At 66.0% G+C, this 21,458-nt stretch carries 17 protein-coding genes; 6 read left to right on the top strand and 11 right to left on the bottom strand.

Annotated elements, in window-relative coordinates; translation table 11 throughout:
- A partial coding sequence (locus EKL94_RS19440) for a transposase (RefSeq protein ID WP_148105806.1) occupies positions 1 to 120 on the top strand: 120 nt, incomplete at its 5' end.
- 60 nt (positions 121 to 180) lie between these two features.
- On the opposite strand, the gene EKL94_RS19435 is transcribed toward EKL94_RS19440, so the two are convergent.
- From EKL94_RS19435 to betI, 5 genes are all read right to left on the bottom strand, one after another.
- The gene (locus EKL94_RS19435) at positions 181 to 1,053 is read right to left on the bottom strand and encodes a crotonase/enoyl-CoA hydratase family protein (RefSeq protein ID WP_126930299.1); all 873 of its coding nucleotides are present in this window, start codon (positions 1,051 to 1,053) and stop codon (positions 181 to 183) included.
- Positions 1,054 to 1,214: 161 nt separating this feature from the next.
- Entirely contained in the window at positions 1,215 to 2,891 is a 1,677-nt protein-coding gene (locus tag EKL94_RS19430) for a long-chain fatty acid--CoA ligase (protein ID WP_126930298.1), read from the bottom strand.
- 234 nt (positions 2,892 to 3,125) lie between these two features.
- Positions 3,126 to 4,808 (bottom strand): choline dehydrogenase, encoded by a 1,683-nt coding sequence (betA, locus tag EKL94_RS19425; RefSeq protein ID WP_126930297.1) that lies wholly within the window; start codon positions 4,806 to 4,808, stop codon positions 3,126 to 3,128.
- Between the two features lie 101 nt (positions 4,809 to 4,909).
- Complete coding sequence (gene betB / locus EKL94_RS19420) at positions 4,910 to 6,382, bottom strand: betaine-aldehyde dehydrogenase (RefSeq protein WP_126930296.1); 1,473 nt, start codon at positions 6,380 to 6,382, stop codon at positions 4,910 to 4,912.
- Positions 6,383 to 6,420: 38 nt separating this feature from the next.
- Positions 6,421 to 7,011 (bottom strand): transcriptional regulator BetI, encoded by a 591-nt coding sequence (gene betI / locus EKL94_RS19415; protein ID WP_126930295.1) that lies wholly within the window; start codon positions 7,009 to 7,011, stop codon positions 6,421 to 6,423.
- Positions 7,012 to 7,181: 170 nt separating this feature from the next.
- Here betI and EKL94_RS19410 point away from each other — a divergent pair, with 170 nt between their 5' ends.
- Positions 7,182 to 8,732, top strand: coding sequence for a BCCT family transporter (locus tag EKL94_RS19410; protein WP_049424629.1), 1,551 nt, complete (start codon positions 7,182 to 7,184; stop codon positions 8,730 to 8,732).
- 152 nt (positions 8,733 to 8,884) lie between these two features.
- On the opposite strand, the gene acnA is transcribed toward EKL94_RS19410, so the two are convergent.
- Together acnA and bamE are read right to left on the bottom strand one after the other, a co-directional pair.
- Positions 8,885 to 11,638 carry an aconitate hydratase AcnA gene (gene acnA, locus EKL94_RS19405; RefSeq protein ID WP_126930294.1) on the bottom strand — a complete coding sequence of 918 codons (2,754 nt, stop codon included), beginning with the start codon at positions 11,636 to 11,638 and terminating at the stop codon, positions 8,885 to 8,887.
- 260 nt (positions 11,639 to 11,898) lie between these two features.
- Complete coding sequence (gene bamE, locus EKL94_RS19400) at positions 11,899 to 12,270, bottom strand: outer membrane protein assembly factor BamE domain-containing protein (RefSeq protein ID WP_005409504.1); 372 nt, start codon at positions 12,268 to 12,270, stop codon at positions 11,899 to 11,901.
- Between the two features lie 190 nt (positions 12,271 to 12,460).
- Between bamE and EKL94_RS19395 the strand changes: the two genes are divergently transcribed.
- The 4 genes from EKL94_RS19395 to EKL94_RS19380 all read left to right on the top strand — a co-directional run bounded on the left by EKL94_RS19395 (position 12,461) and on the right by EKL94_RS19380 (position 16,260).
- Entirely contained in the window at positions 12,461 to 12,685 is a 225-nt protein-coding gene (locus EKL94_RS19395) for an AbrB/MazE/SpoVT family DNA-binding domain-containing protein (protein ID WP_005409505.1), read from the top strand.
- A 6-nt stretch (positions 12,686 to 12,691) separates the two neighbouring features.
- Positions 12,692 to 13,090 (top strand): type II toxin-antitoxin system VapC family toxin, encoded by a 399-nt coding sequence (locus EKL94_RS19390; protein WP_008267153.1) that lies wholly within the window; start codon positions 12,692 to 12,694, stop codon positions 13,088 to 13,090.
- A gap of 43 nt (positions 13,091 to 13,133) precedes the next feature.
- Entirely contained in the window at positions 13,134 to 15,725 is a 2,592-nt protein-coding gene (gene acnB / locus EKL94_RS19385; protein WP_126930293.1) for a bifunctional aconitate hydratase 2/2-methylisocitrate dehydratase, read from the top strand.
- A 106-nt stretch (positions 15,726 to 15,831) separates the two neighbouring features.
- A complete protein-coding gene (locus tag EKL94_RS19380) occupies positions 15,832 to 16,260 on the top strand; it encodes an energy transducer TonB (RefSeq protein ID WP_126930292.1) in 429 nt (142 codons plus the stop codon).
- A 138-nt stretch (positions 16,261 to 16,398) separates the two neighbouring features.
- Here the strand turns inward: EKL94_RS19380 and EKL94_RS19375 are convergent, their stop codons facing one another.
- Genes EKL94_RS19375 through EKL94_RS19360 form a run of 4 tightly spaced genes read right to left on the bottom strand, consistent with a single transcriptional unit; the run spans position 16,399 to position 21,242 of the window.
- Positions 16,399 to 17,472 carry a protein-glutamate methylesterase/protein-glutamine glutaminase gene (locus EKL94_RS19375; RefSeq protein ID WP_126930291.1) on the bottom strand — a complete coding sequence of 358 codons (1,074 nt, stop codon included), beginning with the start codon at positions 17,470 to 17,472 and terminating at the stop codon, positions 16,399 to 16,401.
- Positions 17,469 to 18,065 (bottom strand): chemoreceptor glutamine deamidase CheD, encoded by a 597-nt coding sequence (cheD, locus tag EKL94_RS19370; RefSeq protein WP_014037083.1) that lies wholly within the window; start codon positions 18,063 to 18,065, stop codon positions 17,469 to 17,471. Before cheD ends, EKL94_RS19375 begins: the two co-directional genes overlap by 4 nt.
- On the bottom strand, positions 18,062 to 18,931 hold the full coding sequence (locus EKL94_RS19365) for a CheR family methyltransferase (protein WP_014037084.1): 870 nt from the start codon (positions 18,929 to 18,931) through the stop codon (positions 18,062 to 18,064). Before EKL94_RS19365 ends, cheD begins: the two co-directional genes overlap by 4 nt.
- A gap of 37 nt (positions 18,932 to 18,968) precedes the next feature.
- A complete protein-coding gene (locus EKL94_RS19360) occupies positions 18,969 to 21,242 on the bottom strand; it encodes a methyl-accepting chemotaxis protein (RefSeq protein WP_126930290.1) in 2,274 nt (757 codons plus the stop codon).
- Positions 21,243 to 21,458: the final 216 nt, after the last annotated feature.

Raw genomic sequence — 21,458 nt, 5'->3', positions numbered from 1 at the left:
ACGAATCTGGTCGAGGGAATCAACAACAAGATCAAGGTCATCAAGCGCGTCGCCTACGGATACCGAGACGACGCCTATTTCTTCCTCAAAATCCGTGCAGCCTTCCCCGGAGTTGGGTGAAGAACCTAAAAAAAGCCCGGTGGCCAACCGGGCTTGAACCCATCCTGGGGGAGGGATGAATCAGGCCGCGTCGAGGCTGGCGCGACGGGTCTGGGCCTTGATCAGGCGATCCATGGTGCGCAGCGAGCGGTCGCCGAGGGCCAGGGCGGAATCGACCCATACCTTGGTGATCTCCAACAGTTCGTCGTAGCTGACAGGCTGGGCAATGCCGCGCGCGGCGTTCATCGCCAGATAGGACTGCGGGGTGCGCTGCTGTTGGCGGATCAGTTCCTCGACCGCCGCGCGGCCTTCGCCCTTCTTCACCAGCACGTCGACCACGCCCATCGCATGCATTTCCTCGGCGCTATAGACGCGGCCATCGAGGATGATCTTCTCGGCCAGATGCGGCGATACCCGGCGGCACAGGAAGGAATAGGCGCCCATGCCCGGGAACAGGCCAAACAGCACCTCCGGTAGGCCGAGGCCGCTGCCTTCTTCGGCGACGATGGTGTGGCAGGCCAGCGCCATTTCCAGGCCACCGCCGAGGGCGTCGCCCTGGATCAGGGCGATCGAACGGACATCGCCGCCGAATCCGGTATGCAGGTGGTGCACGCCCTCCACGCAGCGCTGGGCGTAGTTCAGCAGGAGGTCGCGATTGCCCTCGCGGATCAGGCGGGTAAACAGGTCCAGGTCGCCGCCCAGGTTGTAGGCGACGGCATCGGAGGCCAGCACGAAATGCCGCAGTGTTCCGTTGTGGCGTTCGGCAGGGCCGCGGGTGATGGCCGCCATGTAGCTCCACATCTCGTCGAGCATGTCCTTGCGGCAGCAGGGACGGATGCCGGTGGCGGCGTCGGCATGCATGAACAGCCAGTGGGCAGCGCCGTCGGCGCTTTCTTCGGTACGGATGGTGGCAAAAGGCGAGCCGCTTGAGGGCAGCTTTTCGATGGTACTCATGGAAGGGTCCTCGGCATGCGGCCCGCAGTGTCAGGTGGGTGGCCGGCGGGCCGAACGGTCCACACACGCGGCGATGCTACACCGGCTCAGGGGCGTCGCATGCGAAAGGGCCCGGGACGTTTCCGCCCCGGGCCCTGTGCCGTTCAAATTGCCGGAAACCCTTACTGGGCGGGCGTATCGCGGAGTTCGCGACGGAGAATCTTGCCGACGTTGGTCTTCGGCAGCTCCTTTCGGAATTCTACGATTCTGGGGTGCTTGTAACCGGTCAGGTTTGCCCGCGCATGTTCCTTGACCATTTCCGCGGTCAGGTTCGGGTCCTTCTTCACGATCACGACCTTGACCACTTCGCCGGACTTCTCGTCCGGGACACCGACGGCAGCGACTTCCAGCACGCCCGGCATCATCGCGATGACGTCCTCGACCTCGTTCGGGTACACGTTGAAGCCGGACACCAGGATCATGTCCTTCTTGCGGTCGACGATGTAGAAGAAGCCCTGTTCGTCCATCTTCGCCATGTCGCCGGTATGCAGCCAGCCGTCGGCGTCGATGGCGGTGGCGGTTTCTTCCGGCCGCTGCCAGTAGCCCTTCATCACCTGCGGGCCCTTGATGCACAGCTCGCCCACTTCGCCCAGTGCCAGGATGTTGCCGTTGTCGTCCTTGATGCAGGCATCGGTGGACGGGATCGGCAGGCCGATGGCGCCGTTGTACTCGGGTAGGGTGAGCGGGTTGATGCAGGCTGCGGGCGAGGTCTCGGTCAGGCCATAGGCTTCGACCAGGGTCACGCCGGTGACCTTCTTCCAGCGTTCGGCCACGGCACGTTGCACCGCCATGCCGCCGCCCAGGGTGAACTTGACCGAAGAGAAGTCGATCTCGTCGAAGCCCGGGGTGTTGAGCAGGCCGTTGAACAGCGTGTTGACGCCGGTGATGGCGGTGAAGCGGGTCCCCTTGAGCTCCTTGACGAAGCCCTTCATGTCGCGCGGGTTGGTGATCAGGTGGTTGCAGCCACCGAACTTCATGAAGACCAGGCCGTTCGCGGTCAACGCGAAGATGTGGTACAGCGGCAGGGCAGTGATGATCACTTCCTTGCCCGGCTCGATGCCCGAGGTGGACAGCCACGCCGACGCCTGCTGCATGTTGGCGATCAGGTTGCGGTTGGTCAGCATCGCGCCCTTGGCCACGCCGGTGGTACCGCCGGTGTACTGCAGGAAGGCGATGTCGTCGTGGTCGATCTCGACCGGCGGAAGCGCGTGGCGGCTGCCCAGCTTGAGCGCCTGCTTGAAGCGGACGGCGCCCTTGATGTGGTAGTTGGGCACCATCTTCTTGACGTACTTCAGCACGAAGTTGACGATCGCGCCCTTGGCGCCGAGCAGGTCGCCCAGGCCGGTGGTGACCACGTGCTTGACCGGCGTATCGGCGATGACCTGTTCGACGGTGTCGCCGAAGTTGTCGACCACCACCAGGGCACTGACGCCCGCGTCGACCAGCTGGTGCTTGAGTTCGCGCGCGGTGTACAGCGGGTTGACGTTGACCACGGTCAGGCCGGCGCGCAGCACTCCGAAGGTGGCCACCGGGTACTGCAGGCAGTTGGGCATCATCAGGGCGACGCGGTCACCCTTCTTGAGCTTGAGCTCACCCAGCAGGTAGGCGGCGAACTGGGTGACCAGCGCGTCCGTCTCACCATAGGTGAGGACCTTGCCGAAGCTGGAGTAGGCGGGTCGGTCGCGGAATTTCGCGACGGAAGCGTCGAAGACCGAGGCGACCGAATGGAATTCGTTGACGTCGATTTCGGCGGGAACGCCTTTCGGATAGCTCTGCAGCCAGGGACGATCCAGACTCATATTCCCCCTCCAGGAATCGTGATGTTTTAGGTTACGGCCCTGAGCGTATCGACAATGGCCGTTCATTGCAGCATACCCCGCCGTAGGGAAAACGCGAAGAGGGGTTCGCGGAGGCTGCAACGGTAGGTGCCGACCTTGGTCGGCACGGGATTGCGAGGGGGCGCTGTGGAGACGTGCCCACCAAGGTGGGCACCTACCGGTTTGGGGTGTGAGTCCGTCGAAGGGGCGCTTGCGTCAGCGCTGCTTGCGCACCGGTGCACCGTTGGCCTTGTAGTACGGCGCGGTGCTGCGGGCCAGCGGGGTGCGGCCGCGGATCACGTCGGCCAGCTTCTCGGCGATCATGATGGTCGGCGCGTTGAGGTTGCCGGTCACCACCTGCGGCATGATCGAGGCATCGACGATGCGCAGGCCTTCCAGCCCGTGCACGCGGCCCTGGCCATCGACCACCGCCATCGGGTCATCGGCGTGGCCCATCTTGTTCGAGCACGACGGGTGGTAGGCGGTCTCGGCATGTTCGCGGACGAACGCATCGATCTGCGCATCGGTCTGCAGTGCGCTGCCCGGAGAAATCTCGCGGCCGCTGTACGGTGCCAGCGCCGGCTGCGCGAAGATCTCGCGGGTGATGCGGATCGCCGCGCGGAACTCGCGCCAGTCCTGGTCGTGCGACATGTAGTTGAACAGGATGCTCGGATGTTCGCGCGGATCCTTCGAACGCACATGGATGCGGCCGCGGCTGGGCGAGCGCATCGAACCGACGTGCATCTGGAAGCTGTGCGCCTTGATCGGGTTGGAGCCGTTGTAATTGATCGCCACCGGCAGGAAGTGGTACTGCAGGTTCGGCCAGTCGAATTCGGCGTCGCTGCGGATGAAGCCACCGGCCTCGAACTGGTTGCTGGCGCCGATGCCGGTGCCCAGGAACAGCCACTCGGCGCCGATGGCCGGCTGGTTGTACAGCTTCAGTGCCGGCGCCAGCGAGACCGGCTTCTTGCACTCGTACTGCAGGTACATCTCCAGGTGATCCTGCAGGTTGGCGCCGACGCCGGGCAGGTGGTGCACCAGGTCGATGTCCAGGCTGCGCAGCAGGTCGGCCGGGCCGACGCCCGAGCGCTGCAGGATCTGCGGCGAGGCGATGGCGCCGCCACACAGCAGCACTTCACGGCGCGCGGTGGCACGCTGCGGCTGGTCGTTCTGCAGCCACTGCACGCCCACCGCGCGCTTGCCCGAGAACAGGATGCGGTCGGTCAGTGCGTGGGTGACGATGGTCAGGTTCGGGCGCGGCTTGGCCAGGTCCAGGTAGCCGCGGGCGGTGCTGGAGCGACGGCCCTTCGGGGTCACCGTGCGGTCCATCGGGCCGAAGCCCTCCTGCTGGTAGCCGTTGAGGTCGTCGGTGCGCGGGTAGCCGGCCTGTACGCCAGCTTCGACCATCGCAGCGAACAGCTCGTTGTTGCCGGCCTTCGGCGTGGTCACGCGCAGCGGGCCCTCGCCACCGTGGTAGTCATTGGGGCCGATGTCGCGGGTTTCGGCCTTGCGGAAGTACGGCAGGCAGTCCAGGTAGGTCCAGTCTTCCAGGCCCGGCATGCTGGACCAGTTGTCGTAGTCCATCGCGTTGCCGCGGATGTAGCACATGCCGTTGATCAGCGACGAACCGCCCAGGCCCTTGCCGCGGCCGCAATCCATGCGGCGGTTGTTCATGAAGGGCTCGGGATCGGTCTTGTACGCCCAGTTGTAGCGCTTGCCCTGCAGCGGGAAGGCCAGTGCCGCCGGCATCTGGGTACGGAAGTCGAGCCGGTAGTCCGGGCCACCGGCTTCCAGCAGCAGCACGCTGACATCGGCATCTTCGGTGAGGCGGGTGGCCAGCACGTTGCCGGCCGAACCGGCGCCGATGATGATGTAGTCGTACTCGTTGTGGGTGCTCATGGGTGTCTCCTGCAGGCCGGGGCGCGCTGCATGCAGGCGTCCCGGCGGAATGTCGGATCGGCGCGGTGGCCGGACGAGGGGGCGTGCTCGGGGCGCGCCGGTCAGAACACGCTGGCGTAGTCGCCCAGTTCGACCTGCACCGACTTGATGCGGGTGTAGTGGCCGAGGGTCGAGATACCGTTCTCGCGGCCGACGCCGGATTCCTTGTAGCCACCGACCGGCATTTCGGCCGGCGACTCACCCCAGGTGTTGATCCAGCAGATGCCGGCTTCCAGGCGGTGGATGATGCGGTGGGCGCGGCTGACGTCCTTGCTGACCACACCGGCGGCGAGGCCGAAGGTGGTGTCGTTGGCACGACGCACCACTTCGTCTTCGTCGTCGTAGGCGAGGATGCTCATCACCGGCCCGAAGATCTCTTCCTTGACGATGGTCATGTCATCGCGGCAGTCGGAGAACACGGTCGGCAGCACGTAGGCGCCATTGGCCAGCGCGCCTTCGGTGGCACGGCCGCCGCCGGTCAGCAGGCGGGCGCCTTCGGCCTTGCCGCTTTCGATGTAGCGCAGCACGTTTTCCATGTGCGGGAAGCTGGTCAGCGGGCCGAAGTTGGTTTCGGCGGCCATCGGGTCGCCGATGCGGATGCGCTTGACGCGCTCGACAACGGCGGCCTCGAAGGCAGCCAGCATGCTGCGCGGCACGAACACGCGGGTGCCGTTGGTGCAGACCTGGCCGGAGCTGAAGAAGTTGGCCATCACCGCGATGTCGGCGGCGCGGTCCAGATCGGCGTCATCGCAGATCACCAGCGGCGACTTGCCGCCCAGCTCCATGGTCACTTCCTTCAGCGACGAGGACGCGGCGCTGGCCATGACCTTCTTGCCGGTGGCGACGCCGCCGGTGAAGGAGATCTTCTCGATCACCGGGTGCTCGGTCAGCCACTGGCCGATCTCGCGGCCCGGGCCCTGTACAACATTGAACACGCCGGCCGGCACGCCGGCTTCGGTGTAGATCTCGGCCAGTCGGATTGCGGTCAACGGGGTCACTTCCGACGGCTTGAACACCATCGCGTTACCGGCGGCCAGGGCCGGGGCCGACTTCCACATGGCGATCTGGATCGGGTAGTTCCAGGCACCGATGCCTGCAACCACGCCCAGCGGCTCGCGGCGGGTGTAGAAGAAGCTCGACTCGCGCAGCGGCAGCTGGATGCCTTCGATGGCGGTGGCCAGGCCGGCGTAGTACTCGACCACGTCGGCGCCGGTCACGATGTCCACGGTGGTGGTTTCGGCCAGCGCCTTGCCGGTGTCCAGAGTTTCCAGGTGGGCCAGTTCGTCGTTGCGCTCACGCAGGATCTCGACGGCGCGGCGCAGGATGCGCGAACGCTCCATGGCCGTCATCGCCGCCCACACCTTCTGGCCTTCGGCCGCGCTCTGCACGGCGCGTTCGACGTCGGCCTGGCTGGCGACCTGCACTTCAGCGATCACCTCGCCGGTGGCCGGGTTGACGGTCTTGAAGGTCTTGCCGCTGGTGGCATCGACGCGCTGGCCGTGGATGTAGAGCTGTTGGACGGGCAGGGTGGTCATGGGGCGTACTCCTTGGAAGGGGGCGGGTGCTGAAGCGCTTATAGCGCGACAGCCTGCAACTGGAAGTCGATATAGCCGTAAGCGATGCGCCGGGACTTCTCGGCATTGAACTGGCCGCCGACCAGGCTGCCGCGCAGCCACAGGCCATCGATCATCGCGGCCAGGCCGCGGGCGGCCAGGCGGGCCTGCGGGTGGGGCAGCAGGCGGTTGAACTGGTGGCACAGGTTGGAGAACAGGCGCTGGTCGTTGGCGCGCTGCAGCCGGGCCAGTTCCGGCTGGTGCATGCTCGCGGCCCAGAAGGTGAGCCAGACGCGCATGGCGGTGCCGTTGATCTGGCTGTCGTCGAAGTTGCCATCGACGATGGCGCGCAGCTGCTCGCGCGGGTCGTCGCTGGCGTCGGCGCGGTAGCGGGCGACCGCTTCCTTCAGCTCGCGCAGGATCTGCCGCATTGCAGCATTGAGCAGGCCGTCCTTGTCGCCGAAGTAGTGGGCGACGATGCCGCTGGACATCCCTGCCTTCTTCGCGATGGTGGCGACGGTCGCATCGGCCATGCCGATCTCGTCGATGGTCTGGAAAGTGGCCCGGATCAGCTGCTCGCGCCGTACCGGTTCCACGCCTTTCTTCGGCATTGTCTCTCCACGGATTGCGACCCGAAGGATCGGGCTGCCCGCCATTATGCTTTTTATTGATTGAACGTTCAATCAATAAACCATAGGATGCGCTCGCGCCCCACGCCATGGGCCCGGTTTACCGGTCCGGCCCCGCCCATGTGCTCCCTCGGACTTGATGAGACGACCCCATGTCTTCCCTGGCTCATCCCAAGCGTTCGCCCCTGCGCTTGAACCGTTTTGTCTTCTTCAGCTCCTCGGTGTCGATCGGCATCCTCGGGCTGCTCACCGTTCTCTATCCCGAAAGCAGCGAGCACTGGCTGCAATGGGCGCAGGCCGAGGTGTCGGCCGCGTTCGGCTGGTGGTACATGCTGCTGATCGTGCTGTGCCTGGGCTTCGTGCTGTGGCTGGCGTTCTCGCCGTATGGCCGCATCCGCCTGGGCCACAACGAGGAATCGCCGGCCTTCGGTTACGTGGCCTGGGTCTCGATGCTGTTCTCGGCCGGCATCGGCATCGCACTGCTGTACTACGGCGCCTACGAGCCGCTGGACCATTTCCTCAATCCGCCCGGGCAGCCCGGCGGGACCGTGGCCGCCGGCCGCGAGGCGATGGTGCTGACCTTCCTGCACTGGGGCCTGCACGGCTGGGCGCTGTATGCGCTGGTCGGCGTGGCGCTGGGCTACTTCGCCTACCGCCGCGACCTGCCGCTGGCACTGCGCTCGGCGCTGTACCCGATCTTCGGCGAGCGCATCCATGGCCGCATCGGTGACATGGTCGATGGCTTCGGCATCCTGGCCACGCTGATCTCGATGGTCACCAACCTCGGCATCGGCGCGCTGGTGGTGCAGTCCGGCCTGGTCTACCTGTTCCACATCCCGGATACGCCGCAGGTGCTGGTGGCGATCGTACTGGTGATGATGGTGGTGGCCACCATCGGCGTGGTGGCTGGCGTGGAAAAGGGCATCGCGTGGCTCTCCAACCTCAACGTGCGCCTGCTGTGCGGCCTGCTGCTGTTCGTGCTGGTCACCGGCCCGACCCTGCACCTGTTCGATGGCCTGATCCAGAACACCGGCGATTACCTCGGCGCGTTCGTGCGCAAGAGCTTCGACATGTACCTCAACGACCCGAAGGGCCGCGAGTGGATGGGCTCGTGGACGCTGTTCTACTGGGCCTGGTGGATCGCCTGGGCGCCGTTCGTCGGTCTTTTCGTGGCGCGCATCTCGCGTGGCCGCACCATCCGCGAAGTGATCATGGGCGTGCTGCTGATTCCGCTCGGCTTCACCCTGGCGTGGCTGTCGATCTTCGGCAACACCGCCATCGACCTGGTGCTCAATCACGGCCAGGCGATCCTGGGTGATGTGGCCCAGCACGATGCGGCGATGACGCTGTTCAAGCTGCTGGAATACCTGCCCGGCGCGCCGTACGTGGCCGGTGCTGCGGTGGTGATCGGTTTCGTGCTGTTCCTGACCCCGGTCGACTCGGGCACGCTGATGATCGCCAACCTGTGCACCCGTCGCGTTGACGATGGCGTGGAGGATGGCCACGACGCGCCGATCTGGCTGCGCGTGTTCTGGGCAGCCGGCATCACCGTGGCCAGCGTCGGCCTGCTGCTGGCCGGCAACTTCAGTGCGATGCAGACGGCGGTGGTGCTGTGCGGCCTGCCGTTCTCGTTCACCCTGGCGTTCTACATGTGGGGCCTGCTGAAGGCGCTGCGCACCGACCCGGATGCGCCGCGCCGGTGATCGGGCACCGGGCGCCCATCCCGGTGCCGCCGGAGATGCAGTAGAGCCAGGCCATGCCTGGCTGCGGAGAAACAAGAAGGGCCGGATCCGTGAGGATCCGGCCCTTTCTGTTGGAGAGTCGACTGGCAGTCGACTCTACCCAGGGTGAAACGTTACTTGCTGGCCAACTGGCGCAGCACGTACTGCAGCAGGCCGCCGTGGCGGAAGTACTCGACTTCCTTCGGGGTCAGCAGCATCACCGAGGCTTCGAAGGTCTTCCTGGTGCCATCGGCCTTGGTCGCGGTGACCGTGGCGTGCTTGCTGGCGCCGTCCCGCAGACCGGTCACGTCGATCACTTCCGAGCCGTCCAGGCCCAGGCTCTGCGCATTTTCGCCGTTGCGGAACTGCAGCGGCAGCACGCCCATGCCGACCAGGTTGGAGCGGTGGATGCGCTCGAAGCTCTCGGCGATGACCGCCTTCACTCCCAGCAGCAGGGTGCCCTTGGCGGCCCAGTCACGCGACGAGCCGGTGCCGTATTCCTTGCCGGCCAGCACCACCAGCGGCACGTTGTCGGCCTTGTACTTCATGGCCGCATCGTAGATCGCCAGCTTCTCCGGCTGGCCGCCACCGGCCGGGTAGTACAGGGTGTTGCCGCCTTCCTCGCCACCGAACATCAGGTTCTTGATGCGGATGTTGGCGAAGGTGCCGCGGACCATCACGTCATCGTTGCCGCGGCGGCTGCCGTAGCTGTTGAAGTCAGCCGGCTGCACGCCGCGCTCCTGCAGGAAGCGGCCTGCTGGCGAGTCCTTCTTGATGTTGCCGGCCGGAGAGATGTGGTCGGTGGTGATCGAATCGCCGAACAGGCCCATCACGCGTGCACCGTGCACGTCGTCGATGCTGCCGGTCTGCATGGTCATGCCATCGAAGTACGGCGGGTTCTTGATGTAGGTGGAGGCATCGCTCCACTCGTACAGGTTGCCGTCCGGCGAGGCGATGGTGTTCCAGCGGGTATCACCCTTGAACACATCGGCGTAGTTCTGCTTGAACATCTCCGGGCCGATGGTGGCGGCGATGACGTCGCCGATTTCCTTGTTGCTCGGCCAGATGTCGCGCAGGAACACCGGCTGGCCATCGCTGCCGGTACCCAGCGGCTGGGTGGTCAGGTCGATGTCGGTGGTGCCGGCAATGGCATAGGCCACCACCAGCGGCGGGCTGGCCAGGTAGTTCATCTTCACTTCGGGGTGCACACGGCCCTCGAAGTTGCGGTTGCCCGACAGCACCGAGGTGACCACCAGGTCGCCGGTGGCGATACCGGCGCTGACTTCGGTCGGCAGCGGGCCAGAGTTGCCGATGCAGGTGGTGCAGCCGTAGCCGACCACGTAGAAGCCGATCTTCTCCAGCTCCTTCAGTACACCGGCCTTTTCCAGGTAGTCGGTGACCACGCGCGAACCCGGCCCGAGCGAGGTCTTCACCCACGGCTGGCGGTTCAGGCCCTTGGCGGCCGCATTGCGGGCCAGCAGGCCGGCGCCGATCATCACCGCCGGATTGGAGGTGTTGGTGCACGAGGTGATGGCAGCGATGACCACCGCGCCGTCCTTCAGCCGCACCTTGCGGCCTTCGGTTTCGATATCGGCGTAGCCCTTGGCCAGCTGCTCGTTGCCGACCGCGGCACCGCCGCCTTCGTTGACGAACGAGGAGACATCGTCGCTGCGCTTGTCACGGTTGGCGGTCATGCCGACCAGGGCTTCGCGGTAGTTCTTCTGCACGTCTTCCAGCAGCACGCGGTCCTGCGGGCGCTTGGGGCCGGCCAGCGACGGCTTCACCGTGCCCATGTCCAGTTCCAGGGTGGTGCTGTACTGCGCATGCGGACTGTTGGCGTCGTGCCACAGGCCCTGTGCCTTGGCATAGGCCTCGACCAGATCGATCTGCTCTTCGCTGCGGCCGGACAGGCGCAGGTAGTTCAGCGATTCGGCGTCGATCGGGAAGATGCCGCAGGTGGCGCCGTATTCCGGGGCCATGTTGCCGATGGTGGCGCGGTCGGCCAGCGGCAGGTGCTGCAGGCCGTCACCGTAGAACTCGACGAACTTGCCGACCACGCCCAGCTTGCGCAGCATCTGGGTGACGGTCAGCACCAGGTCGGTGGCGGTTGCGCCTTCGGGCAGCTTGCCGGTCAGCTTGAAGCCGACCACCTGCGGGATCAGCATCGACGACGGCTGGCCGAGCATGGCGGCCTCCGCTTCGATGCCGCCCACGCCCCAGCCGAGCACGCCGATGCCGTTGATCATGGTGGTATGGCTGTCGGTGCCGAACACGGTGTCCGGGTAGGCAACAGCCTTGCCATCCTTGTCCGCGGTCATCACCACGCGGGCCAGGTTCTCCAGGTTCACCTGGTGGACGATGCCGGTGTTCGGCGGCACCACCTTGAAGTTGTCGAAGGCCTTCTGGCCCCAGCGCAGGAAGCCGTAGCGTTCCTGGTTGCGCTGGAATTCGATCTTGCCGTTGAGGTCCAGCGCGTCCGGCTTGCCGAACACGTCGACCTGCACCGAGTGGTCGATGACCAGTTCGGAGGGGATCTGCGGGTTGATCTGCTCCGGCGAGCCGCCGAGCTTGACCACCGCGTCGCGCATCGCGGCCAGGTCGACCACGCAGGGCACGCCGGTGAAGTCCTGCAGGACCACGCGCGCCGGCATGAAGGCGATCTCGGTGTCCGGTTCGGCCGCCGGATTCCAGCGGGCCACGGCTTCGATGTGGTCCTTGCCGACGGTGATGCCGCCATCCTCGTGCCGGAGCAGGTTCTCCAGCAGGATCTTCATCGAGTAGGGCAGGTGGGAGATATCGAAGCGCTGGCCCAGCGTGGGCAGGCTGAAGTAGTCGTAGGTCTTGCCGCCGACATTCAGCTGGCTGCGGGTGGAGAACGAATCGCTCATGCGGGGTAACTCCTTCTTGCGGATGGCTTGCTCTGGCCCGTGCGTCTACGGGCCTGCTTGCGGTCGCCGGTGGCATTCCGGCCCTGGATCCTGCCCAGTATCGGCGATCCAGCGCCCGGCAATGACCCGGCTGGCTTGGAACGCAAGGTTACAGCGGTGTGTGTAGCCTTCGTGTCAGCGCGTGCCGTCGTTGCCCGCTGGCCCGAACGCAGACGGGGCGCCCGTGGGCGCCCCGTCCGGGAGTGCGTGTGGAGCAGGGCTTACTTGCCGTTGGCGGCATCCAGCAGCGGATTGCCGGTCTTGCCGACAGCGTTGCTCTTGGACTTGGCCGTCAGCACACCCTGCTTGTTGAACTCCAGAACGGTCGCTTCCTGGATGTTCTTGCCGAAGGTTTTGATCTTCACGTAGTCGTAGTACCAGACCTGGGTGTCGCCCAGCTGTTCGCGGCGGCCGGGTGCGCCGAACTTTTCACGGACCTGGTCCTGGCTTGTCTTGCCGACTTCCAGGGTGTCCATCTGCTGTTGGGTGATCTCGACGCCGGTGGTGTAGGCGCCGAACGGATTGGCGTGGGCTGCAGTCGTCGAAAGGGCCAGCGGGGCAGCCAGCATCAGGGCAAGGGTCAAGGCGCGCATGGAACATCCTTTTATGGCGGGTGGGTGCGGGTGGCACGCGGCGCGTCCAGCCCGGGGCCGCAGCAGGTCGCTGCGGCGCCAGTCTAACCCCCGGATGCGACCAGCGCGGGATCGCGGTCACGGATTGGGCGGGTTTGTCCCGGATGTCGCGGGTATGTATAATTCATGCATACTTTTTGAGGCGTACCCCATGGAAGCCACTGTTGCTGAACGCGGACAGATCACCCTGCCCAAGGCGGTGCGTGATGCCCTTGGCCTGACCAAGGGCACGCTGCTGAAGGTCGAACTGGACGGCAGCCGCATCATCCTGCGCAAGAGTGTTGACGATGCCATTTCACGGGCGCGCGGCAAATTCGCGCTGGACGGCTTCGAATCGTCCGACGCAGCGGTACGCGCGGTGCGTGACGAGGAATAGGCCGTGATGATCGCCGTCGATTCACCGGTGCTGGTGGAGCTGCTCAGCAATGGTCCGCAGGCCGATGCCGTGGAAGCCATCCTCAGGCAGAGCCTGGTCGGTGGCCGCGTGGTGGTCTGCGGTGCGACCCTGGCCGAGGTCTGCGCATCGCTGCGCGGCGGCGCCGAGGTGCTGGAAGCGCTGGAAGAGATGGGCGTGCACTTCAACCCGATGGAAGCCAAGTCGGCACTGCGCGCCGGCGAGATGCACCGCCGCCACCGCCAGCGCAGCGGCAGCCGCCGCAGCCTGGACGAATTCATGGTCGGCGCCCACGCACTGCTGCAGTGCGACGGCCTGATCACCTGGAACGACACGTTTTACCGCGACTACTTCAAGGGCCTGAAGCTGATCGTGCCGCAAGCCTGAGCCCACTTTGTTTTTTCAACCTACGCATTACCCGGGAGTTGTCATGTTGGAAGCCTACCGCCACCACGTCGCCGAGCGCGCTGCGCTTGGCATCCCGCCGCTGCCGCTGAGCGCGCAGCAGACGGCCGATGTCATCGAACTGCTGAAGAACCCGCCGCAGGGCGAGGCCGAGTTCCTGCTCGACCTGCTGACCCACCGCGTGCCGGCCGGCGTCGATGACGCGGCCAAGGTCAAGGCCTCGTACCTGGCGGCGATCGCCCTGGGCAGCGAGCAGAACCCGCTGATCAGCCGTGAGCGCGCCACCGAACTGCTGGGCACCATGCTCGGTGGTTACAACGTCGCCCCGCTGGTGCAGCTGCTGGACGATGCCGCCATCGGCACCATCGCCGCCAACGGTCTGAAGAAGACCCTGCTGGTGTTCGATGCCTTCCACGATGTGCAGGAAAAGGCCAAGGCCGGCAACGCCAACGCCCAGGCCGTGCTTCAGAGCTGGGCCGACGCCGAGTGGTTCACCGGCAACCCGGAAGTGCCGCAGAGCCTGACCGTCACCGTGTTCAAGGTGCCGGGCGAGACCAACACCGACGACCTGTCGCCGGCGCCGGACGCGACCACCCGCCCGGACATTCCGATGCACGCCCTGGCGATGCTGAAGAACAAGCGCGACGATGCGCCGTTCACCCCGGAAGAGGACGGCAAGCGCGGCCCGATCCAGCAGATCCTCGACCTGAAGGACAAGGGCCACCTGGTCGCCTACGTCGGCGACGTGGTCGGCACCGGTTCCTCGCGCAAGTCGGCCACCAACAGCGTGCTGTGGTGGACCGGCGATGACATTCCGTTCATCCCGAACAAGCGTGCCGGTGGCGTCTGCCTGGGTTCGAAGATCGCCCCGATCTTCTACAACACCATGGAAGATGCCGGCGCACTGCCGATCGAGCTGGACGTGTCGAAGATGGAGCACGGCGATGTGGTCGAGCTGCGTCCGTACGAAGGCAAGGCGCTGAAGAACGGCGAAGTGATCGCCGAGTTCCAGGTCAAGTCCGAAGTGCTGTTCGACGAAGTGCGTGCCGGTGGCCGCATTCCGCTGATCATCGGCCGCGGCCTGACCGGCAAGGCGCGCGAAGCGCTGGGCCTGGCCCCGACCGATCTGTTCCGCCTGCCGGTGCAGCCGGTCGACACCGGCAAGGGCTTCTCGCTGGCGCAGAAGATGGTTGGCCGCGCGTGTGGCCTGGCCGAAGGCCAGGGCATGCGCCCGGGCACCTACTGCGAACCGAAGATGACCTCGGTCGGCTCGCAGGACACCACCGGCCCGATGACCCGTGACGAGCTGAAGGACCTGGCCTGCCTGGGCTTCTCGGCCGACCTGGTGATGCAGTCGTTCTGCCACACCGCCGCCTACCCGAAGCCGGTGGACGTGAAGACCCACCACACCCTGCCGGAGTTCATCTCCACCCGTGGCGGCGTCTCGCTGCGTCCGGGCGACGGCGTGATCCACAGCTGGCTCAACCGCATGCTGCTGCCGGACACCGTCGGCACCGGTGGTGACTCGCACACCCGTTTCCCGGTGGGCATTTCGTTCCCGGCCGGTTCGGGCCTGGTCGCCTTCGCCGCTGCCACCGGCGTGATGCCGCTGGACATGCCGGAATCGGTGCTGGTGCGCTTCAAAGGCAAGATGCAGCCGGGCGTGACCCTGCGTGACCTGGTCAACGCGATCCCGCTGTACGCGATCAAGTCGGGCCTGCTGACCGTGGCCAAGGCTGGCAAGAAGAACATCTTCTCCGGCCGCATCCTGGAAATCGAAGGCCTGCCGGAGCTGAAGGTCGAACAGGCGTTCGAACTGTCCGATGCCTCGGCCGAGCGTTCGGCGGCCGGCTGCTCGGTGCGCCTGAACAAGGAGCCGATCATCGAATACCTGACCAGCAACATCACCCTGCTGAAGTGGATGATTGCCGAGGGTTACCAGGATCCGCGTTCGCTGCAGCGTCGCATCGAGAAGATGGAAGCATGGCTGGCCAACCCGGAGCTGCTGGAGCCGGATGCCGACGCCGAGTACGCCGCCGTCATCGAGATCGACCTGGCCGACATCCACGAGCCGATCGTGGCCTGCCCGAACGATCCGGACGACGTGAAGACCCTGTCCGAAGTGGCCGGCGCCAAGATCGACGAAGTGTTCATCGGTTCGTGCATGACCAACATCGGTCACTTCCGTGCGGCTGCCAAGCTGCTGGAAGGCAAGCGTGACCTGCCGACCCGCCTGTGGGTGGCCCCGCCGACCAAGATGGACGCTTCGGAGCTGACCAAGGAAGGCGTGTACGGCACCTTCGGCGCCACCGGCGCGCGCATGGAAATGCCGGGCTGCTCGCTGTGCATGGGCAACCAGGCGCAGATCCGTGAAGGCTCCACCGCGATGTCGACCTCGACCCGCAACTTCCCGAACCGTCTGGGCCGCAACACCAACGTGTACCTGGGTTCGGCCGAACTGGCCGCGATCTGCTCGCGTCTGGGCCGCATCCCGACCAAGGAAGAGTACATGGCCGATGTGGGCGTGATCGCCGCCAGCGGCGCGGAGATCTACCGCTACATGAACTTCGACCAGATCGAGGAATACCAGGACGTGGCCAAGACGGTCGCTGCCTGATCCTGCTGATCGGTTGATGATGTAAACGAAGAACCCCCGGTAAAAACCGGGGGTTTTTCGTTATGTACCGGACTAGACTTGCCGCTTCGCTTGTTGGAGTGCACGGATGTCGCAGGATCGATTGAAAGGGAGTCGTCCCCGCTGCTGGCGCTGCCATGGCAGTGCGGTGGTGCTGGCCACGGTGATGATGGCCCACAGCGCCATGGCGCAGCAGGAGACGGAGCAAACGGTTGTCGAGAATGTTCGCTCCGCGCACGTGCCGGCATCAATCGTGATGGAGACCAAGCACAACAACCCGCCGCGCTATCCATCGCAGGCCTTTCGCGATGAGAAAGAGGGCGAAGCGATCCTGATGGTGCAGGTGGCTGCCGACGGACAATGGCTCGGTGCGACCGTGCTGCAGAGCACTGGCTGGCCGGAGCTGGACGAGGCCGCGCAGGCGGCGACACGCAAATGGCAGTACCTGCCGGCCAGCGAAGACGGTGTACCGGTGCCCGGAAAGATCCGCGTGCCGGTGTCGTTCAAGCTGTGGTGATGTTGCGGGCACGCCGAACGAGTTGCATGCGGCGCTCGCGGCGCAGCGCTGGAGTTCAATAGAGCCGAGCCTACGCGCGGCTTGCCGGTGCGGGCCTGAAAAGCAGCCGAGCGTGGGCTCGGCTCTACAAAGGTCCCATCAGCCGCGGGCGAGCGCCAGCAAGCGCTCGGCAATCCGTTCCAGCGGCACCTGTTCCTCGGCGGCACCGAGCTTGAACGCTGCACCGGGCATGCCCCAGACCACGCTGGTGGCCTCGTCCTGCACCAGCGTGGGTGCGCCGGCCTGGCGCATCTCCAGCAGGCCACGTGCGCCATCATCACCCATGCCGGTGAGGATGGCGCCGATGGCATTGCCACCGGCGTTCTGCGCGACCGAGCGGAACAGCACGTCCACCGCGGGCTTGTGCCGGTTCACCGCCGGGCCGTCGTCGACGCGGCAACGCCAGCGCGCACCGTCGCGGATGATGCGCAGATGCTTGCCGCCTGGTGGCAGGTAGGCATGGCCAGGCAGCACTGCCTCGCCGTCGCTGGCCTCGCGCACCGCCATCGCCGAGTGGCGGTCCAGGCGTTCGGCGAAGGCACTGCTGAAGCTGGCCGGCAGGTGCTGGGTCATCACCACGGCTGGGCCATCGGCGGGCATGCCTTCCAACACCACGCGCAGGGCTTCGGTGCCACCGGCTGACGAGCCGATCGCGATCAGGCGGTCGGTGGTGCGGAACTGCGGTGAGGCAGGGCGCATCGAGGGGGCTGCGTCCAGCGTGAGCTTCGGGACTGCAGTCCGCACCAGCGGACGTACCCGCGAGCGCGCCGCCATCTTGACCTTGGCGATGATCTCGTCGGCGTAGGCCTGCAGGCCGCGCGCAACGTCCAGCTTCGGCTTGGAGACGAAATCCACCGCGCCCAGCGCCAACGCCTGCAGGGTGGTGTCGGCGCCGCGCTCGGTCAGCGAGGAGATCATCACCACCGGCAGCGGATGCAGGCGCATCAGGTTTTCCAGGAACGCCAGCCCGTCCATGCGCGGCATTTCCACATCCAGGGTGATCACGTCCGGGGCCAGGCGCTTGATCTTCTCGCGCGCCAGCAGCGGGTCGGCAGCGGTGCCGACCACGTCGATGGCTGGATCGCTGGACAGGATTTCCGTGAGCATCTGGCGCACGACGGCGGAGTCGTCGACGATCAGGACCCGGCAGGGGGCGTTGCCGGTCAGGGTCATTCGAACAGCTCCACGCCGCCGGTGACCGGGGCCTTGGACAGGCGTGCACGCACCGCAGACTCGGTGGCGGCCACTTCGGCCTCATGGGCATGCGGCAGACGCTGCACCACCACGCGGCCGGTATCGGCGAAGAACCAGATCTTGCGCGGATGGATGCCGCACAGATCCTCGGCAATGATCGGGATGTGCTCGGCCTGTAGGTACTGGCGGACGAACTCGGCGTTGCGCGTGCCGACCGGGTTGCTGGTGAAGCCCTTGAGCACGTTGGCGCCACCGAACACCTTGGCTTCGATGCGCTTGCGGTGTGCGCCGCGCTTGAGCATGTCGTTGATCAGCAGTTCCATCGCGTAGCTGCCGTAACGCGCGGGCGCGCCGTCGCCGGCGTTGCCCTCGGGCAGCAGGAAGTGGTTCATGCCGCCGATTTTCAGCACCGGGTCGCGCAGGCAGGCGGCCACGCAGGAACCCAGCGTGGTGGTCAGGGCCGTGGTGTCATCCACCACCAGGTACTGGGTCGGCAGCAGCTTGGCGGCGATGGTCTGGAAGCGTGCGTCCTGGTAGCGCATCACATCGTCGGTACGCAGCGAGGCGTTCATGCGCCGGCCTTTGCCGCGCGGCGGTACAGCGTACGGCCGCAGGGCTGGATCAGGTCGGCGGCGTGCAGGTAGTTCTCCGAGTGGCCGGTGTAGAGCAGCCCGTCGTCGGCCAGGTGCTGCACCAGGCGGCCGAGGATCGCGCGCTGGGTCGGCTTGTCGAAGTAGATCATCACGTTGCGGCAGAACAGCGCGTCGAATGGTCCGCCGACGTCGTAGCGCGGGGCGAGCAGGTTCAGCGGGCGGAACTCGATCAGCTCGCGCAGCGCCGGCAGCACGCGGCACTGGCCCTCGTTGGGGCCGCTGCCGCGCTGGAAGTAGCGTCGGCGCAGGTCCGGATCGAGGCTGGTGACGCGATCGATGTTGTAGACGCCACGACCGGCAGTGGCCAGCACCTGGGTGTCGACGTCGGTGGCGATGATGCGTACCGGCGGCTTCAGGGTGCCGAAGGCCTCGCAGGCGGTGATCGCCATCGAGTAGGGCTCTTCGCCGGTGGACGCCGCGCAGGACCACAGCAGCAGCGGCGTGCGGCTGGAGCGCTGCTGCAGCTCCTCGCGCAGCTTGTCGAAGTGGTGCGGTTCGCGGAAGAACGAGGTCAGGTTGGTGGTCAGGGCGTTGGTGAACGCCTGCCACTCGTCACCATCTTCCTGCTCCAGATGGTCCAGGTACTGCTGGAAGCTGCGCATGCCCAGCGTGCGCAGGCGGCGCGACAGGCGGCCATAGACCATGTCGCGCTTTGCCGGGGCAAGGGCGATACCCACGCGCTGGTAGATCAGGTCGCAGACGCGGCGGAAATCACGGTCGGCGAACTCGAATTCGCGCGGGCCGGTGACGATGGGAGTAGGACTTTGCACGGGGGACGTGTCCATCGGCAGAGGCGGCGGCCGAAGCCGCCGCGGGTGGGTCTCAGAATTCCTGCCAGTCGCTGTCGCTGGCGACGAAGGTGCTGGCGTTGCTGCTGCGACGGACCGGTGCCGGCGTCGGAGCCGGCTGCGGGCGCGCCACGGCGGCGGCAACATGCACCGGCTCGACACGCGCGGCCACGGCCTTCATCGCGGCGGAGACCTGGTTGTCCAGGCGGAAGATCGCCACGGCGTCGGCCAGCTGGCCAGCCTGTTCTTCCATCGCACGTGCGGCAGCGGTGGCTTCCTCCACCAGCGCGGCGTTCTGCTGGGTGGTCTCGTCCATCTGCACCACGGTCTGGTTGACCTGCTCGATGCCGGCCGACTGTTCCTGCGAAGCCGCAGAGATCTCGGCCATGATGTCGGTCACGCGCTGCACCGAGGCGACGATCTCACCCATGGTGCTGCCGGCCTGATGGACGAGGCTGGAGCCTTCGGCGACCTTGCCGACCGAATCATCGATCAGGCCCTTGATCTCCTTGGCCGCGGCGGCCGAGCGCTGGGCGAGGGTGCGCACTTCGCTGGCGACCACGGCGAAGCCACGGCCCTGTTCGCCTGCACGGGCAGCTTCCACGGCGGCATTCAGCGCCAGGATGTTGGTCTGGAAGGCGATGCCGTCGATGACGCTGATGATCTCGGCGATCTTCTTCGACGAGGCTTCGATGGCCGACATGGTGTTGACCACCTGGCCGACCACGCTGCCGCCCTGCGATGCCACGCCCTGCGCGCCGATCGCGAGCTGGTTGGCCTGGCGGGCATGTTCGGCGTTCTGACGCACGGTGGAGGTCAGTTCCTCCATTGAGGCGGCGGTTTCTTCCAGATTCGCGGCCTGCTGCTCGGTACGGCGCGACAGATCACTGTTGCCCGAAGCAATCTCGCCGGCGGCCAGGGTGATGCTGCTGGCGCTGGCCTGGATCTGGCCGACGATCTGGGTCAGCTGGGTGACGGTGGTGTTGGCGTCGTCCCGCATGCGCGCGAACACGCCCTGGTAGTCGCCGTGCATGCGCGCGGTCAGGTCGCCTTCGGCGATGGCCGACAGCAGCTGCGAGAGCTTGCCGAGGTTGTCATCGCTGACCGCCATCATGGCGTTGAGGTTTTCCAGCATCAGGCGGAAATCGTGATCGAAGCGCTGCGCATCGCCACGACGGCTGAAGTCGCCGGCAGCGGCGGCGCTGGCCAGCTGCTTGATCTCGGCATTGATGCGGCCGAGGTTGGCCTTGACCGTGTCGACGGTGGTGGTCATCGCGGCCTTCTCGCCAGGGTAGCGCGCGATGTCGCGGCTGAGATCACCGACCGCGTACTGCTGCACCACGTCCAGCACATCGTGCAGGGTCTGCACGTGGCCGCCGACCAGGGCATTGGTTTCCTGCACCATCAGTCCGTATTCGCCGGGGAAGGCGCTGGCGTCGATGCGGTAGCTCAGTTCGCCGCCGTCGTGGCGGCGCGCCATTTCGCGCTGTCCGCTGATTACTGAGTGCAGCTGCTGCTGCATGCCGGACATGGCGTCCAGCAGGCGGCCGGTTTCGTCATGCGGCTGCGGGCCGATGTGGCTGTCCAGCTTGCCGCGGGCGATACCCTCGGCGACGGCCGTTGCCTGCTTCAGCGGCACGGCAATGCGGTTGCCGATGAGCCAGCTCAGGGCCAGCACGATCAGCACCAGCACGCCACCGGAGACGGCCATGATGGCGGTGAACACAAGCGCCTGCTTCTGCACGTCGTCCATGTAGACGCCACTGCTGACCACCCAGTTCCAGGGCGCGAACAGGCCGGCGTAGGCCACCTTCTCGACCTCGCCCTTGCTGCCGGGCTTGGCCCAGCGGTAGTTGACGAAGCCGCCACCGGCCTTGGCTGCTTCGACCTGGTCGTAGTAGATGCGTACGCCGTCGTCGGTGCGGAAGTCCTTCATGTCCTTGCCGACCAGGTCCTTGCGGAACGGGTGCATCAGCAGGTGGTAGCCGGTGTCGTAGATGTTGAAGTAGTAGGCATCGTTCTCGGCGCGCATCACTTCCAGCGCCTGCAACGCCGCGCTCTTGGCAGCGTCCTCGCTGAGCTCGCCGGTACCGGCCAGCCGGTGGTAATGCTGGAGGATGCCGTAGCTGAGTTCGACCTGGGTCTTCAGCGCGGTCTTGCGGGTCTCGGTCAGGTCGAGGTACTGCATGCGGGCGGCGATCACCGAGAGCGCGATCACGCCAAGCGCGATGAGCAGCGTCAGCAGGTTGAGCTTGCGCCGGACGGAGAGGTTGCTGAAGTAGTGTTGCCAGCGATGCATGAGATTCATCGAGCAGGACCAGGTCGAAGCGGGCGGGCGGCGCCGAGCCGGTCAGCGGCGGGACAAGCCGTGACAACCCCGTTATCGGCCGATGGGGCGGGGGATTGAGGGGTAGGGCTGTCTCTTATAACAATATCCGGGCCCACGGACGGGGTCCCATCTCCTATTTCCGTATTCCTGTTGCAAAAACAAAACAGCAATGTAGCTCCTTCTAAACCCCAGAAA

The organism is Stenotrophomonas maltophilia, from assembly GCF_003970865.1.
Classification (GTDB): domain Bacteria; phylum Pseudomonadota; class Gammaproteobacteria; order Xanthomonadales; family Xanthomonadaceae; genus Stenotrophomonas; species Stenotrophomonas maltophilia_AR.
Note: the sequence above shows the minus strand (reverse complement) of the source record. Positions and strands in the feature narration are given on the sequence as shown.